The 14,552-nt window shown below is 41.8% G+C and carries 18 protein-coding genes, 1 tRNA gene and 1 other RNA gene; 15 read left to right on the forward strand and 5 right to left on the reverse strand.

Annotation, left to right across the window (positions count from 1 at the left end; translation table 11 throughout):
* Positions 1-125 precede the first annotated feature (125 nt).
* The gene (gene nox, locus HMPREF9184_RS04570) at positions 126-1,505 is read left to right on the forward strand and encodes a H2O-forming NADH oxidase (protein WP_000036767.1); all 1,380 of its coding nucleotides are present in this window, start codon (positions 126-128) and stop codon (positions 1,503-1,505) included.
* A gap of 55 nt (positions 1,506-1,560) precedes the next feature.
* Here nox and trhA read toward each other — a convergent pair whose 3' ends face one another.
* Positions 1,561-2,208 carry a PAQR family membrane homeostasis protein TrhA gene (gene trhA, locus HMPREF9184_RS04575; protein WP_001097973.1) on the reverse strand — a complete coding sequence of 216 codons (648 nt, stop codon included), beginning with the start codon at positions 2,206-2,208 and terminating at the stop codon, positions 1,561-1,563.
* Complete coding sequence (locus HMPREF9184_RS04580; RefSeq protein ID WP_001084369.1) at positions 2,205-2,651, reverse strand: DUF1836 domain-containing protein; 447 nt, start codon at positions 2,649-2,651, stop codon at positions 2,205-2,207. Before HMPREF9184_RS04580 ends, trhA begins: the two co-directional genes overlap by 4 nt.
* A gap of 134 nt (positions 2,652-2,785) precedes the next feature.
* Between HMPREF9184_RS04580 and HMPREF9184_RS04585 the strand changes: the two genes are divergently transcribed.
* The 7 genes from HMPREF9184_RS04585 to trxB all read left to right on the forward strand — a co-directional run bounded on the left by HMPREF9184_RS04585 (position 2,786) and on the right by trxB (position 7,140).
* Entirely contained in the window at positions 2,786-3,280 is a 495-nt protein-coding gene (locus HMPREF9184_RS04585; RefSeq protein WP_000405849.1) for a GNAT family N-acetyltransferase, read from the forward strand.
* Positions 3,277-3,792 carry a methylated-DNA--[protein]-cysteine S-methyltransferase gene (locus tag HMPREF9184_RS04590; RefSeq protein ID WP_000810634.1) on the forward strand — a complete coding sequence of 172 codons (516 nt, stop codon included), beginning with the start codon at positions 3,277-3,279 and terminating at the stop codon, positions 3,790-3,792. Before HMPREF9184_RS04585 ends, HMPREF9184_RS04590 begins: the two co-directional genes overlap by 4 nt.
* Before the next feature lie 12 nt (positions 3,793-3,804).
* Positions 3,805-4,161: an arsenate reductase family protein gene (locus tag HMPREF9184_RS04595; protein ID WP_000889070.1), complete on the forward strand. Its 357-nt coding sequence runs from the start codon at positions 3,805-3,807 to the stop codon at positions 4,159-4,161.
* A 156-nt stretch (positions 4,162-4,317) separates the two neighbouring features.
* On the forward strand, positions 4,318-5,118 hold the full coding sequence (locus HMPREF9184_RS04600; RefSeq protein ID WP_000219155.1) for an amino acid ABC transporter permease: 801 nt from the start codon (positions 4,318-4,320) through the stop codon (positions 5,116-5,118).
* Positions 5,118-5,861 (forward strand): amino acid ABC transporter ATP-binding protein, encoded by a 744-nt coding sequence (locus tag HMPREF9184_RS04605; protein ID WP_000590974.1) that lies wholly within the window; start codon positions 5,118-5,120, stop codon positions 5,859-5,861. The genes HMPREF9184_RS04600 and HMPREF9184_RS04605 overlap by 1 nt, the downstream gene beginning before the upstream one ends.
* Before the next feature lie 77 nt (positions 5,862-5,938).
* The gene (locus HMPREF9184_RS04610) at positions 5,939-6,163 is read left to right on the forward strand and encodes a DUF4059 family protein (protein ID WP_000926602.1); all 225 of its coding nucleotides are present in this window, start codon (positions 5,939-5,941) and stop codon (positions 6,161-6,163) included.
* A 65-nt stretch (positions 6,164-6,228) separates the two neighbouring features.
* Positions 6,229-7,140 (forward strand): thioredoxin-disulfide reductase, encoded by a 912-nt coding sequence (gene trxB, locus HMPREF9184_RS04615; RefSeq protein WP_000272326.1) that lies wholly within the window; start codon positions 6,229-6,231, stop codon positions 7,138-7,140.
* A 35-nt stretch (positions 7,141-7,175) separates the two neighbouring features.
* Here trxB and rlmB read toward each other — a convergent pair whose 3' ends face one another.
* On the reverse strand, positions 7,176-7,904 hold the full coding sequence (rlmB, locus tag HMPREF9184_RS04620; protein ID WP_000855730.1) for a 23S rRNA (guanosine(2251)-2'-O)-methyltransferase RlmB: 729 nt from the start codon (positions 7,902-7,904) through the stop codon (positions 7,176-7,178).
* A gap of 44 nt (positions 7,905-7,948) precedes the next feature.
* Positions 7,949-8,560, reverse strand: a complete 612-nt coding sequence (def, locus tag HMPREF9184_RS04625) for a peptide deformylase (protein ID WP_001272939.1) — start codon at positions 8,558-8,560, stop codon at positions 7,949-7,951.
* A 155-nt stretch (positions 8,561-8,715) separates the two neighbouring features.
* On the opposite strand from def, the gene HMPREF9184_RS09485 reads away from it, so the two are divergent.
* The 4 genes from HMPREF9184_RS09485 (at position 8,716) to ssrA (ending at position 11,929) form a co-directional block, all read left to right on the forward strand.
* Positions 8,716-10,035: a CapA family protein gene (locus HMPREF9184_RS09485; RefSeq protein WP_000415402.1), complete on the forward strand. Its 1,320-nt coding sequence runs from the start codon at positions 8,716-8,718 to the stop codon at positions 10,033-10,035.
* A gap of 23 nt (positions 10,036-10,058) precedes the next feature.
* Positions 10,059-10,886, forward strand: coding sequence for an HAD family hydrolase (locus tag HMPREF9184_RS04640; RefSeq protein WP_000152910.1), 828 nt, complete (start codon positions 10,059-10,061; stop codon positions 10,884-10,886).
* A gap of 1 nt (position 10,887) precedes the next feature.
* A complete protein-coding gene (locus tag HMPREF9184_RS04645) occupies positions 10,888-11,523 on the forward strand; it encodes an SGNH/GDSL hydrolase family protein (protein WP_000290627.1) in 636 nt (211 codons plus the stop codon).
* A gap of 58 nt (positions 11,524-11,581) precedes the next feature.
* Positions 11,582-11,929: a transfer-messenger RNA gene (gene ssrA, locus HMPREF9184_RS09490) on the forward strand.
* 209 nt (positions 11,930-12,138) lie between these two features.
* On the opposite strand, the gene HMPREF9184_RS04650 is transcribed toward ssrA, so the two are convergent.
* Positions 12,139-12,226 (reverse strand) — tRNA-Ser (locus HMPREF9184_RS04650).
* 161 nt (positions 12,227-12,387) lie between these two features.
* Here HMPREF9184_RS04650 and HMPREF9184_RS04655 point away from each other — a divergent pair.
* The 3 genes from HMPREF9184_RS04655 to HMPREF9184_RS04665 form a co-directional block, all read left to right on the forward strand.
* Positions 12,388-13,128 (forward strand): DeoR/GlpR family DNA-binding transcription regulator, encoded by a 741-nt coding sequence (locus tag HMPREF9184_RS04655; protein WP_000920636.1) that lies wholly within the window; start codon positions 12,388-12,390, stop codon positions 13,126-13,128.
* Entirely contained in the window at positions 13,125-14,036 is a 912-nt protein-coding gene (gene pfkB, locus HMPREF9184_RS04660; protein WP_000640729.1) for a 1-phosphofructokinase, read from the forward strand. Before HMPREF9184_RS04655 ends, pfkB begins: the two co-directional genes overlap by 4 nt.
* Positions 14,033-14,552, forward strand: a 520-nt coding sequence (locus HMPREF9184_RS04665) for a PTS sugar transporter subunit IIA (protein WP_009444203.1), incomplete at its 3' end; no start/stop codon positions are given. The genes pfkB and HMPREF9184_RS04665, both read left to right, overlap by 4 nt.

The following is a 14,552-nucleotide window of genomic DNA, read 5'->3' on the forward strand; positions in this document are numbered from 1 at the left end:
AGATTTATCAATGTTAAGTGTATTTTTTTCTGAAAATAAGAGAATTCTAAGCAAATACCTTGTAAACGCTAACAGTAAATGATATACTAGGAGAGTAAATTAAATTTTAAAGGTGGAATTATTCTATGAGTAAAATCGTTGTAGTTGGTGCTAACCACGCTGGTACAGCATGTATCAATACTATGTTGGACAACTTCGGACATGAAAATGAAATCGTTGTATTTGACCAAAACTCAAATATTTCATTCCTAGGTTGTGGAATGGCGCTTTGGATCGGGGAACAAATTGATGGCCCAGAAGGTCTCTTCTACTCTGATAAAGAAAAATTGGAAGCAAAAGGTGCTAAAGTTTACATGAACTCACCAGTTCTTTCAATTGACTACGATAATAAAGTTGTGACTGCAGAAGTTGAAGGTCAAGAACACAAAGAATCTTACGACAAATTAATCTTTGCGACTGGTTCAACTCCAATCTTGCCTCCAATCGAAGGTGTTGAAATCGTTAAGGGCAACCGCGAATTCAAAGCAACACTTGAAAATGTTCAATTTGTTAAGTTGTACCAAAATGCTGAAGAAGTTATTGAGAAACTTGAAGACAAGAGCAAACACCTTGAGCGCATTGCCGTTGTCGGTGGTGGTTACATCGGTGTAGAACTTGCTGAAGCCTTCGAGCGTCTTGGAAAAGAAGTTGTCCTTGTTGATATCGTAGACACTGTGTTGAACGGCTACTACGACAAAGACTTCACTCAAATGATGGCGAAGAACTTGGAAGATCATAACATCCGCTTGGCGCTTGGTCAAACAGTAAAAGCTATCCAAGGTGATGGCAAAGTTGAACGCTTGGTAACGGACAAAGAAACATTTGATGTAGATATGGTGGTTCTTGCAGTTGGTTTCCGTCCAAACACAGCCCTTGCTGATGGTAAGATTGAACTTTTCCGTAACGGTGCTTTCCTTGTAGATAAGAAACAAGAAACATCTATCCCAGGTGTATATGCTGTTGGTGACTGTGCAACTGTTTATGACAACGCTCGTAAAGACACTAGCTACATCGCGCTTGCTTCAAATGCTGTACGCACTGGTATCGTTGGTGCTTACAACGCTTGTGGACATGAATTGGAAGGAATCGGTGTACAAGGATCAAACGGTATCTCTATCTACGGTCTTCACATGGTTTCAACTGGTTTGACTCTTGAGAAAGCAAAAGCTGCTGGTTATAACGCAACTGAAACTGGCTTTAACGATCTTCAAAAACCTGAATTTATCAAACATGACAACCACGAAGTTGCTATCAAGATTGTCTTTGACAAAGACAGCCGTGAAATTCTTGGTGCACAGATGGTTTCACATGATGCTGCTATCAGCATGGGAATCCACATGTTCTCACTTGCTATCCAAGAGCATGTGACAATTGATAAATTGGCCTTGACAGACCTATTCTTCTTGCCACACTTTAACAAACCTTACAACTACATCACAATGGCTGCACTTACAGCTGAAAAATAATAGAATTGTTATTTGAATATGAAAACAAAAAGTTGAGAAAAGATTCTCAACTTTTTTACATGAAATAAACAATAGCGATGTATTGGAGTGCAGACGCAGCTAAGATAAAGAGATGCCAGATCATGTGGAAATAAGGTTTTTTCTTAGCGTAAAATCCAGCTCCAACTGTATAATAAAGTCCGCCAGTTACCATGAGACTCCAAAAGATTGGCGTTGTTTGGCTGATGATGGCAGGAATAATTGCCAGAACCAACCAGCCCATAATCAGGTAAAGGGCAAGGCTAAATTTCTCATTGACCTTTTTAGCAAAGATTTTATAGAGGATGCCGAAAATGGTTGTTCCCCACTGAATGGCAATAATCAGATAGCCAAACCAGTTATTCATCAAGGTCAATACGACCGGCGTATAAGAGCCTGCAATAGCCACATAAATCATAGAATGGTCGATGATTCGCAAGACGTATTTGTGGGTCGAACCATAGGCCATAGAGTGGTAAATGGTTGACGAGAGGAACATGAGAAATAGACTGATAACAAAGATAGAAACGCCAAAAGACGATAAAAATCCATGTGCTTCGTAACTATAGGTGGATGAAATGGGGAGTAAGATGAGCATGATAACTGCACCCACAGCATGGGTCACGCTATTGGCGATTTCTTCTCCAAAACTGAGTTTTTTACTGAGTTTTAAACTGGTATTCATTGGATTTCCTCCTCTTCTTTGCTAAGGATTAAGTCTAGAGTTTGATGATACAGTTTAACCGTTTGGCAGCTGGTTTGGATAATAGGATTTTCTGGATCGATTCCTTGGTTCATGTAGTCCACAAAAGCATCGTAGAGCTGGTCTGAGCTCGCTTGAGTTTGTAGAGTATTGAGGGTCTGAGCGATTTCTTGGATTGAAAAGACAGACTTGAGAGTAGTAATGGCAATCAAACGGGCAATCTGTTTGCGTTGGTATTTCTTCTTGTCAGGCTTTGTCAGGTAACCATGTTTGACATAATTATTAACCATAGATGCGGTCAGGCCCTTTTCTTTATCTGGGGAGATGGGGGCACAGACTTGGTTGACATAAAGCAAAACCTGATCCAGATAGAGGTCAATGTTTGGAATGTCTTCCCATTTTGGGTAGGAAAAGATAGAATTCATTTCCAACTCCTTTTTATCTAGTTTCGATAACTAGATTATAAAATAATAAAAAACAAAAGTCAAGTTTCAACTGCTTGTAGAAAGCTCTAAATTATGCTATGATGAGAGAAATTAGTTAGAAATGAGGGGAAGAGATGGAGATTCGTTTAGCTTTTCCAAACGAAGTAGATGCGATTATGCAGGTGATGGAGGATGCCAAAAAATGTTTAGCTAAGTCTGGTAGTGGCCAGTGGCAAAATGGCTATCCAAATGCTGACATCATTATTGATGATATTATCTCAGGCCAAGCTTATGTGGCCTTGGAAGAGGGAGAACTGCTAGCCTATGCTGCTGTGACCAAGAGCCCAGAGGAAGCCTATGAAGCCATTTATGAAGGAAGTTGGCAGGGGGAAGAATCAGAATATCTGGTCTTTCACCGTATCGCTGTGGCAGCAGATGTACAAGGACAAGGTGTTGCTCAGACTTTCCTAGAAGGCTTGATTGAAGGTTTTGATTATCTAGATTTTCGTTCAGATACGCATGCACAAAACAAGGCCATGCAGCATATCTTTGAAAAGCTAGGTTTCCAACAGGTCGGTAAGGTTCCAGTTGATGGGGAACGCTTAGCCTATCAGAAATTAAAAAAATGAAGCAAAAAAAGTACGTAAAAATGCTCTACTCGTCGCCAATTGGAACCTTGTCCTTGGTTGCTGACGAGCAATATCTGTATGGAATTTGGGTGCAGGACCAAACTCATTTTGAGAGAGGTATTGATACGGATAGGATGGAAATCGTTAAGGAGCATCCTGTTCTTGACCAGGTTAGTTGCTATTTAGATGCTTATTTCGATGGGAAGGATCAAGACTTCTCTCTCTTGCCCTTGGCTCCCATTGGGACGGATTTTGAAAAGCGGGTCTGGGCCTACTTACAGAGCATTCCTTATGGGCAAACAGTAACTTACGGACAAATAGCTCAAGACTTGCAGGTGCCCTCTGCCCAAGCGATTGGCGGAGCAGTAGGGCGTAATCCCTGGTCCATCCTCGTTCCCTGTCACCGAGTACTAGGGTCTGGTAATCGTCTGACAGGCTATGCTTCTGGAGTCGAAAAGAAAGCCTGGCTCTTGCAGCATGAAGGTGCAGTTTTTCAAGAAAATAAAGAATAGAAAGAAAAGAAGATGTTAGAATTTATCGAATACCCAAAATGTTCAACTTGTAAGAAAGCAAAAAATGAACTAGACCAACTCGGACTTGACTACCAAGACGTCCATATTGTAGAAGAAACACCAAGTGAAGAAGTGATTTTGAACTGGTTGGAAACTTCTGGTTTTGAAGTGAAACAATTTTTCAATACCAGCGGGATCAAATACCGTGAACTGGGCTTGAAAGATAAGGTGGGAAGCTTGTCAAAACAAGAAGCAGCTAAGCTTCTGGCTAGTGATGGCATGTTGTTAAAACGTCCAATTTTGGTGGAGAATGGTGCTGTTAAACAAATCGGCTATAGAAAAAGCTATGAGGACTTAGGTTTGAGATAGTTTTTATCTATCTCCTTGATAGGTAAAATATATAGCCTCCCTGTTTTAAAGTGTGATAAACTAGAAGATAGACAAAGTCTGATCAGCCCGTAGCAAATAATTTGCTTGCGAGCAGAAGTATGATAGAATGAATCATTATCAGGAGAGGATGTTTTTATGACTGTTACAACATTTTTAGCATCAGATTGGTACCAAAGTTTGATGCAATTCATTCCGGATGGCAAGCTCTTTAGTTTGCGTTCGGTTTTTGATGGGATTCCAAGGATTGTCCAACAACTGCCTACAACCTTGATGTTGACTCTTGGAGGTGCGATTTTTGGTTTGGTCCTGGCCTTGGTTTTTGCCATTGTTAAAATCAACCGTGTTAAGATATTGTATCCCTTGCAGGCCTTTTTTGTCAGCTTTTTAAAAGGGACACCGATTTTGGTTCAGCTCATGTTGACCTACTACGGGATTCCACTTGCTCTGAAAGCACTCAATCAACAATGGGGAACCAGCTTCAATATCAATGCTATTCCAGCAGCGACTTTTGCTATTGTAGCTTTTGCCTTTAATGAGGCGGCTTATGCCAGCGAAACCATTCGTGCAGCCATCCTTTCTGTCAATCCTGGTGAGATTGAAGCGGCGCGCAGTCTGGGGATGACCCGTGCACAAGTTTATCGTCGTGTTATTATTCCTAATGCAGCGGTGGTAGCAACACCAACTTTGATCAATTCCCTCATCGGTTTGACCAAGGGAACTTCTCTAGCCTTTAGTGCGGGTGTTGTCGAAGTTTTTGCCCAGGCTCAGATTTTGGGCGGAGCGGATTATCGTTACTTTGAGCGATTCATCTCCGTTGCTCTTGTTTACTGGGTAGTCAATATCGGAATTGAAAGCCTCGGTCGCTTTATCGAGAAGAAAATGGCAATTTCAGCACCGGATACAGTAACTTCAGATGTGAAAGGAGACCTTCGTTAATGATTAAGATTTCGAATTTAAGCAAATCCTTTTCAGGACAGACTGTCTTGGATCATCTGGACTTGGATATCCAAAAGGGAGAAGTAGTGGCCTTGATTGGTTCATCTGGAGCTGGAAAATCAACTTTCTTGCGTAGCCTCAACTATCTTGAAACACCAGATAGTGGAACGATTCAGATTGACAATTTCAAAGTTGATTTTTCTCAGATTAACCAAGAAGAGATCCTAACCCTTCGTCGCAAGTTGTCTATGGTTTTCCAACAGTTCAACTTATTTGAACGCCGAACAGCGCTTGACAATGTTAAGGAAGGCTTGGTCGTTGTTAAGAAACTATCGGACGAGGAAGCAACCAAAATCGCCAAGGAAGAGTTGGCTAAGGTTGGACTTTCTGATCGTGAACAGCATTACCCTCGCCATTTGTCAGGTGGGCAAAAGCAACGGGTTGCCCTAGCGCGTGCCCTCGCTATGAAACCAGACGTCTTGCTCTTGGACGAACCAACTTCAGCACTTGACCCAGAATTGGTCGGTGAGGTAGAAAAGTCTATTGCAGACGCTGCTAAGTCTGGTCAGACCATGATCTTGGTTAGTCACGATATGTCTTTTGTAGCCCAAGTGGCAGATAAGATTTTGTTCCTAGATAAAGGGAAAATCATCGAGTCAGGCACACCCGATGAAATCATCAATCATCCAAAAGAAGAACGGACAAAAGAATTCTTCGCTAGTTACAAACGGACTTATATTTGATATAATAGAAAAAGGAAAACTCAGTTAGTTGGACTAGCTGAGTTTACTCTTTAAAAAAGATAGAAACGAGAGAGATCATGCTGCTGCAACTATTTTCTTTATATTTCGAGAGTTTGATCTTAACGACCATTCTCGTCGTGATTTTTTTAGGGATTTGGATTGGATTGCGAGCTATGTCTGGTGTGGACAAGACAGCTAAGGCCCGTCAAGCCCATCTCTATGATATGATTATGATCGGGGTTTTGGTGATTCCAGTATTATCCTTTGCCGTCATGAGTCTCATTTTAGTTTTCAGAGCATAATGCTTGCTAAATAAACTCCAAACAGTTAGAATAAAGATAGTTACAACAAGAAAGAAGGAATCGAAATGTACGATACGATTATTATCGGTGCTGGACCTGCGGGAATGACAGCTGCCTTATATGCCGCTCGAAGCAATCTGAAAGTAGCTTTGATTGAAGGTGGTCTGCCAGGTGGGCAAATGAATAACACATCTGATATCGAGAACTATCCTGGATATGCCAATATCAGTGGACCTGAATTGGCAGAGAAGATGTTTGAACCTCTTGAAAATCTTGGAGTAGAGCACCTTTATGGATTTGTTGAAAAGATTGAAGATCATGCTGACTATAAGAAGGTAATCACAGATGACCAAGTTTATGAAACTCGTACTGTCATCGTGGCAACTGGGTCTAAACACCGTCTTTTAGGTGTTCCTGGAGAAGAAGAACTAAATAGTCGAGGTGTTTCTTACTGTGCGGTCTGTGATGGAGCTTTCTTCCGTGACCAAGACTTGCTCGTAGTTGGTGGTGGAGATTCTGCGGTAGAAGAAGCTCTATTCTTGACTCGCTTTGCCAAGACTGTTACCATTGTTCACCGTCGAGATGAACTTCGTGCTCAAAAAGTTTTGCAAGACAGAGCCTTTGCAAATGAGAAAGTTAACTTTATCTGGGACTCTGTAGTCAAGGAAATCAAAGGTGAAAACCGAGTAGAGTCAGTTGTATTTGAAAATGTGAAAACAGGTCAAGTAACAGAGCAAGCCTTTGGAGGTGTCTTTATCTATGTTGGACTGGACCCTGTTAGTGATTTTGTTAAGGATTTGAATATTCAAGACCAGTCAGGCTGGATTGTAACAGATAATCACATGAAGACAGCCGTTGAAGGTATCTTTGCAGTTGGGGATGTTCGCCAGAAAGACCTTCGCCAAGTGACAACAGCAGTTGGAGATGGGGCTATCGCAGGCCAAGAAGCCTATAAATTTATCACAGAACATAGTTAAGAAAAAAGTTTCCAATCAAGTGATTGGAAACTTTTTTATAGTCGGTTTCGGAAAACTTCGTACATGAGAATGGCTGCAGCAACACTGGCATTGAGGCTTTGAACATGCCCATTCATGGGAATGGTAATCATCTCATCGACCTGTTTTTTGATGTTGCTAGAGATGCCTTTTCCTTCATTTCCAATGATGAGGGCGATTTTCCCTTTTGTATTCCACTTGTGGCAAGGGGTACCGTTCATATCCGTTCCAAAGGTCCAGAAGCCGTCCTCCTTGAGTTTATCTAAGGTTTGACTAAGGTTGGTCACTCGGGCAATCGGTACATGCTCAATAGCACCTGTAGCCGTTTTGGCAACGACTGGAGTAACTCCGACAGCACGGTGCTTGGGAATGATGACACCTGAAACATTGGTCGCATCAGCGGTTCTTAAGATGGAGCCTAAGTTGTGAGGGTCAGTTAACCCGTCCAGAATCAATAGCAAAGGATTTTCTTCTTGCTGCGTTTTGGCAAGAATGTGTTCTAGCTCGCTATAGGCAAATTCAGATACCCTAAGGACAAATCCTTGATGGACAGCGCCTTCGGTCATTTCAGAGAGGGATTTTTTTGAGGTCCAAGAGATGGACACCTTTTTCTCAGCAGCCAGTTCCTTGACTTTCTCAACATTCTTCCCCCTTAAATCTTCTTGGAGATAGAGTTTGTTTCCAGTGTTTGCAAGGAGGGCTTCAGTAACGGCATGGACGCCATAGACAATATCATTTGTTTTCATGCCTCTATTATAACACAAAACCCCGTCTTGCAACGGGATTTTCTTTATTCCAGAATCAGTAAACCATCTTTTACAGCAAATGGGTCTTTCTCATTGATACGATCGTAAAACATGATTCCGTTTAGGTGATCAATTTCATGTTGGACAACGATGGAGTTGTATCCTTTGAGCTTGATACGGTGTTTTTCGCCGTCCTTGTCAAAGTAATCAACAGTGACGCGGGCATGGCGGACAACGTAGCCTGGCACGTTACGGTCAACAGATAGGCAACCTTCTCCTTCGCCAAGAGCAGCGTCTTGAACAGAGTGAGAGACGATTTTTGGATTGTACATAATGGCTTGCAAGTCGTAGGCTTCCTGTGGAGTTTCGCCTTCTTCTACAATATTTGGGACCAAGACGGCAATAATACGTTTTGAGATATCCAGCTGGGGAGCAGCAAGGCCAACACCACCACGAAGTCCCATTTTCTCAGCCATAACAGGATCCTGAGAATTTTTGAGGAATTGCATCATCTTTTCTCCAAGGATGATTTCCTGGTCAGACAGTGGGAAAGTGACCTCCTTAGCAACCGCACGTAGAGTTGGGTTTCCCTCGCGGATAATATCTTTCATATCAATCAAATGAGCAGCTTTTGTAATACGTTCTATAGCAGACATTTTCTCTCCTTTCATTACCTCTACATGATAACACAAAATAGGTTAGAAAGAAAGTCACAGAAGTTCCTAAAAAATAATATAATAAACGGTATTCCCCTTTTGTCTGTGGTATAATAAAAGAAAAGGCTTGCATAAGAAAGTAAGGGAGAATAAGAATGGAAAAGCGAAAAGACAGACGGTCTCATGGTCCTATTGATGGATTGTTGAAGACTAGTATTAGTTTCTTTAGGAATTATAAATCTTGGACCAATGCTCAGTTTATTATTGTGTTATTGCTTGCAGTTGCCTTATCCATGGGGCTGAACTTGTTAGTTCGAGCAGTACAAGGCAACATGGGAACAAGTCCTAGTAGCCAAACAGTTGATTCTGCAAGTACTTCTAGTCAATTCAAGGAAAATGATTCTGACGAAAAGACAGCCCGTATCATGGCAAATGGTGACCTTCTCTACCATATCCCTATCTACCGAACAGCCCTAAAAGAAGATGGGACCTATGATTTCCACGAAAATTTTGAATATGTAAAACCTTGGCTCAAGCAAGCGGATTTAGTGCTTGGTGACTTTGAAGGAACTGTGAACAAGGACCACTATTTGGCAGGTTATCCTCTTTTTAATGCACCTGGAGAAGTCATGGATGCGATCAAGGATGCAGGCTACCAAGTTCTAGACTTGGCTCATAATCATATTTTGGATTCTCAAATTGAGGGAGTAGTTTCAACGGCTCAAGCTATTGAAAAGGCTGGAATGACACCCATCGGAGTCTACACACATGAATCCCGTGACCAAGCCCCTATAGTCATCAAGGAAGTCAATGGAATCAAGGTAGCTCTCCTGGCCTATTCCTACGGTTTTAATGGCATTGAACAGTATATCTCTCAAGAAGACTATAATCGCTACCTTTCTGACTTAAACGAAGACAAGATGAAGGCGGAAATCGAGCGTGCAGAGAAAGAAGCGGATATCACTGTTGTTATGCCTCAGATGGGAATTGAGTACCAGCTAGAACCAACGGAAGAACAAAAGACACTGTACCACAAGATGGTGGACTGGGGAGCTGATATTATCTTTGGAGGGCACCCTCACGTCGTTGAACCTGCCGAAACGGTTGAAAAAGATGGTGACAAGAAATTGATTATCTATTCCATGGGAAATTTCCTCTCAAATCAGCGCATTGAAACCATGCAAGACGAGGAAAATGCCAAGTGGACAGAGCGCGGTGTTCTCATGGATGTGACCATTAAGAAAAAAGATGGAAAAACAAGGATTGAAACTGTCAAAGCGCATCCGACTTGGGTCAATCGAACTCCAAAAGGAACTTATTCACCAGAAGGCTATCCGCTCTTCCTCTATCAGACCTATATCCTAGAGGACTTCATCGAGGGGGGCAGTCACCGTGAGCAGTTGGATGAGGCGACCAAGGAACGAATTGACACAGCCTATAAAGAAATGAATGAACATGTAGGGTTGAAGTGGTAGCCACTCGCCCTAAAGGAGACGAGATGACGATTAAATTAATTGCAACAGATATGGATGGAACCTTGCTGGATCCAAGAGGGCAACTGGACTTGCCACGTTTAGAAAAGATTTTAGACCAATTAGATGAACGAGGTATCCGTTTTGTCATTGCGACGGGAAATGAAGTCCATCGGATGAGACAATTGCTTAAACATTTGGCGAGTAGAGTTGTCCTAGTCGTTGCCAATGGTGCTCGTATTTTTGAACACGATACATTGCTTCAGGCTCAGACCTGGGATGATGCTATGGTTGACAAGGCTCTCCTTCATTTTAAAGGGAGAGAGTGTCGAGATCAGTTCGTCGTCACCAGTATGAACGGGAGTTTTGTCAAGGAAGGAACTGTTTTTACAGACCTTGAAAAATTTATGACTCCAGAGATGATTGAAAAACTTTACCAAAGGACCAATTTTGTGGATGAGCTAAACTCAGACCTCTTTGGTGGAGTGCTAAAGATGAGCATGGTCGTCGGTGAGGAACGTTCTAGTTCTGTTTTGCAGGAAATTAATGATTTATTTGATGGTCGTGTAAGAGCTGTTTCTAGCGGTTATGGTTGTATTGATATCCTGCAGGCTGGTGTTCACAAGGCTTGGGGATTGGAAGAATTGCTCAAGCGTTGGGATTTGAAATCGGAACAAATCATGGCTTTTGGTGATAGCGAAAATGATGTTGAGATGTTGGAGATGGCTGGAATTGCCTATGCTGTGGAAAATGCTGATGATGAGGCCAAGGCAGTCGCGACTGCCCTTGCGCCAGCTAACAGCCAAGGGGGCGTTTATCAGGTCCTAGAAAATTGGTTAGAGAAAGAGGGGTAAGGTGGCAGTACAGTTATTAGAAAATTGGCTCCTAAAAGAGCAGGCAAAAATTCAAACCAAATATAGTGAATTGAATCAAGTCTCTGTCCTAGAGCCGGATATTATCTTTATCGGAGATTCGATTGTGGAGTATTATCCTCTGCAAGAGTTGTTTGGGGCCGCAAAGACGATTGTCAATCGTGGCATCCGAGGTTACCAGACGAGATTGTTACTAGATAACCTTGATGCCCATCTTTATGGTGATGCTGTCGATCAAATTGTTCTCTTGATTGGGACAAACGATATCGGAAAAGATATTCCCATGAATGAAGCCTTGGATAATCTTGAGCGTGTGATTCAGTCAATTGCTCGAGATTATCCGCTGTCACAAATAAAGCTCCTTTCCATTCTGCCAGTCAATGAGGGAGAAGAATACAAGCAAACAGTATATATTCGTACCAATGAAAAGATCAAAGAATGGAATCAGGCCTATGAGGCTCTAGCCTCCGCCTATATGCAAGTAGATTTTCTACCGATTTACGATAGTTTGACGGATTCAGAAGGACAACTTAAATCAGCCTATACAACGGATGGTCTCCATCTAAGTGTAGCAGGTTATCAAGTCTTATCAGATGCTCTGAAAACGTATCTTTTCTAAAGAATCGGCTTGATTTTGCATTTTTTATGAAGATAGGTTATAATAGTTCTATAATCTTGGGGTCGTTACGGATTCGACAGGCATTATGAGGCATATTTTGCAACCCGTGTGGCGACGTAAACGCTCAGTTAAATATAACTGCAAAAAATAACACTTCTTACGCTCTAGCTGCCTAAAAACCAGCAGGCGTGACCCGATTTGGATTGCTCGTGTTCAATGACAGGTCTTATGATTAGCGAGATACGATTAAGCCTTGTCTAGTGGTTTGATAAGAGATTGATAGACTCGCAGTTCCTGGGCTTGAGTTATGTGTCGAGGGACTGTTAAAATAATACATAACCTATGGTTGTAGACAAATATGTTGGCAGGTGTTTGGACGTGGGTTCGACTCCCACCGGCTCCATTATTCCTTTGCATTCTTTCGCATTCCTTGATAAAACGTTGTTAAATCAACGTTTTTTGTTTTTATCTTTGGTATTCTTTTGCGGTTTTAACAGACTTAAAAATGGTCCTTTTTTACTGTTGGTAGAAAATTTCTGGACATTATTTTTAAAAAAGGGATACAAAAAGGATACAACGTTTTTGTCGTATCCCCAAAATAATTTTTCTTTTCTACGGAAGACATGGGATTCGAACCCACGCACGCTGTTACACGCCTACCGCGTTTCCAACACGGCCTCTTAAGCCTCTTGAGTAATCTTCCAATACTTACTCAAATAGTCTACCATAAAGCCACTTATCTTGCAATAAAAATGTTGGAATTGGCAAAAATGATAGTTTTTGAAAGAAAATGAAAAAAAATGCTTGACTTTGATAAAAAAAGTGTTAGAATGAATAGTGTAAACGATAACAGGAGGTGATTTGGTGTTAAAAACGGAGCGGAAGCAACTGATTTTAGAGGAGTTAAATCAACATCATGTAGTTTCTCTTGAAAAATTGGTTAGTCTATTAGAAACGTCAGAATCAACGGTTCGAAGAGACTTGGATGAGTTGGAAGCAGAGAACAAGCTTCGCCGTGTGCATGGTGGAGCAGAATTGCCACACTCCTTGCAAGAGGAAGAAACCATTCAAGAAAAATCTGTCAAAAACCTTCAGGAAAAGAAATTGCTGGCTCAGAAAGCAGCTTCTCTTATCAAGGATAAAGATGTTATCTTTATCGACGCTGGCACAACAACAGCTTTTTTGATCAAGGAATTGGTTAATAAGAATATCACAGTTGTGACCAACTCCATTCACCATGCGGTTCAGTTGGTTGAAAAACAGATTCCAACGGTCATGGTTGGAGGTAGTGTCAAGATGGCGACAGATGCATGTATCGGTGGTGTTGCTCTTAACCAAATCAATCAATTGCACTTTGACCGTGCCTTTATCGGGATGAATGGTGTGGACGATGGTTATTATACGACTCCCGATATGGAGGAGGGAGCTGTTAAGCGTGCTATTTTAGAGAATGCCAAACAGACCTATGTCTTGGTGGATTCGTCAAAAATTGGACAAACTTGCTTTGCCAAGGTAGCACCACTCAAACGCGCTATTGTTATTACAAGTCAAGGGCATGAGCTCTTGCAGGCTATTAAGGAGAAAACGGAGGTAATAGAAGTATGATTTATACAGTCACATTCAATCCTTCCATTGACTATATCGTCCGCTTGGACCAAGTTCAAGTTGGTAGTGTCAATCGTATGGACAGTGATGATAAGTTCGCTGGCGGTAAGGGTATCAATGTCAGTCGTGTTTTGAAACGCTTGGATGTTCCAAATACAGCGACCGGCTTTATCGGTGGCTTTACTGGTAAATTTATCACAGATACCCTGGCAAAAGAAGAGATAGAGACACGCTTTGTCCAAGTAGCAGAAGATACGCGCATCAATGTCAAGATTAAAGCAGACCAAGAAACGGAAATCAACGGAACAGGTCCAACTATCGAACCAGCTCAGCTAGAAGAATTGAAAGCTGTTTTATCTAGTCTGACTGCAGATGATACGGTTGTGTTTGCAGGTTCAAGTGCTAAAAATCTAGGAAATGTTATCTATAAGGATTTGATTGCCTTGACCCGTCAGACAGGTGCGCAAGTAGTTTGTGACTTTGAGGGTCAGACCTTGATAGATAGTTTGGACTATCAGCCACTTTTGGTTAAGCCAAACAATCACGAACTAGGAGCTATCTTTGGTGTTAAATTAGACAGTTTAGATGAAATTGAGAAATACGCGCGAGAGTTACTGGCTAAAGGTGCTCAAAACGTCATTATCTCTATGGCTGGGGACGGGGCCCTTCTTGTCACACCTGAGGGAGCTTACTTCGCCAAACCTATCAAGGGAACAGTGAAAAATTCTGTTGGAGCTGGTGACTCTATGGTAGCTGGATTTACAGGTGAATTTGTCAAATCAAAAGACGCAATAGAAGCCTTCAAATGGGGAGTTGCTTGTGGCACAGCAACTACTTTCTCAGATGACTTGGCAACAGCGGACTTTATTAAAGAAACATATGAAAAAGTTGAGGTAGAAAAACGATGAAAATTCAAGACCTATTGAGAAAAGATGTCATGTTGCTGGATTTGCAAGCAACTGAAAAAACAGCAGCTATCGAAGAGATGATTAAAAATTTGGTAGATCACGGTTATGTGACAGATTTTGAAACCTTTAAAGAAGGAATTTTATCGCGTGAAGCTCTCACTTCCACTGGTCTGGGTGACGGAATTGCTATGCCTCACAGCAAGAACTCTGCTGTCAAAGAAGCGACTGTTCTCTTTGCTAAGTCAAGCAAGGGTGTTGACTATGAGAGTTTGGATGGGCAACCTACCGACCTCTTCTTCATGATTGCGGCTCCTGAAGGTGCCAATGATACCCACTTGGCTGCCTTGGCAGAATTGTCTCAATACCTGATGAAAGACGGTTTTGCTGACAAACTTCGTCAAGTAACATCTGCCGACCAAGTCATTGAACTCTTTGACCAAGCTTCAGAAAAAGCAGAGGCGCCTGTCCAAGCACCTGCCAATGAATCTGGTGACTTTATCGTGGCTGTTACGGCTT

Origin of the sequence: Streptococcus sp. oral taxon 058 str. F0407, assembly GCF_000235485.1 — a bacterium.
In the GTDB taxonomy this organism is placed as follows: domain Bacteria; phylum Bacillota; class Bacilli; order Lactobacillales; family Streptococcaceae; genus Streptococcus.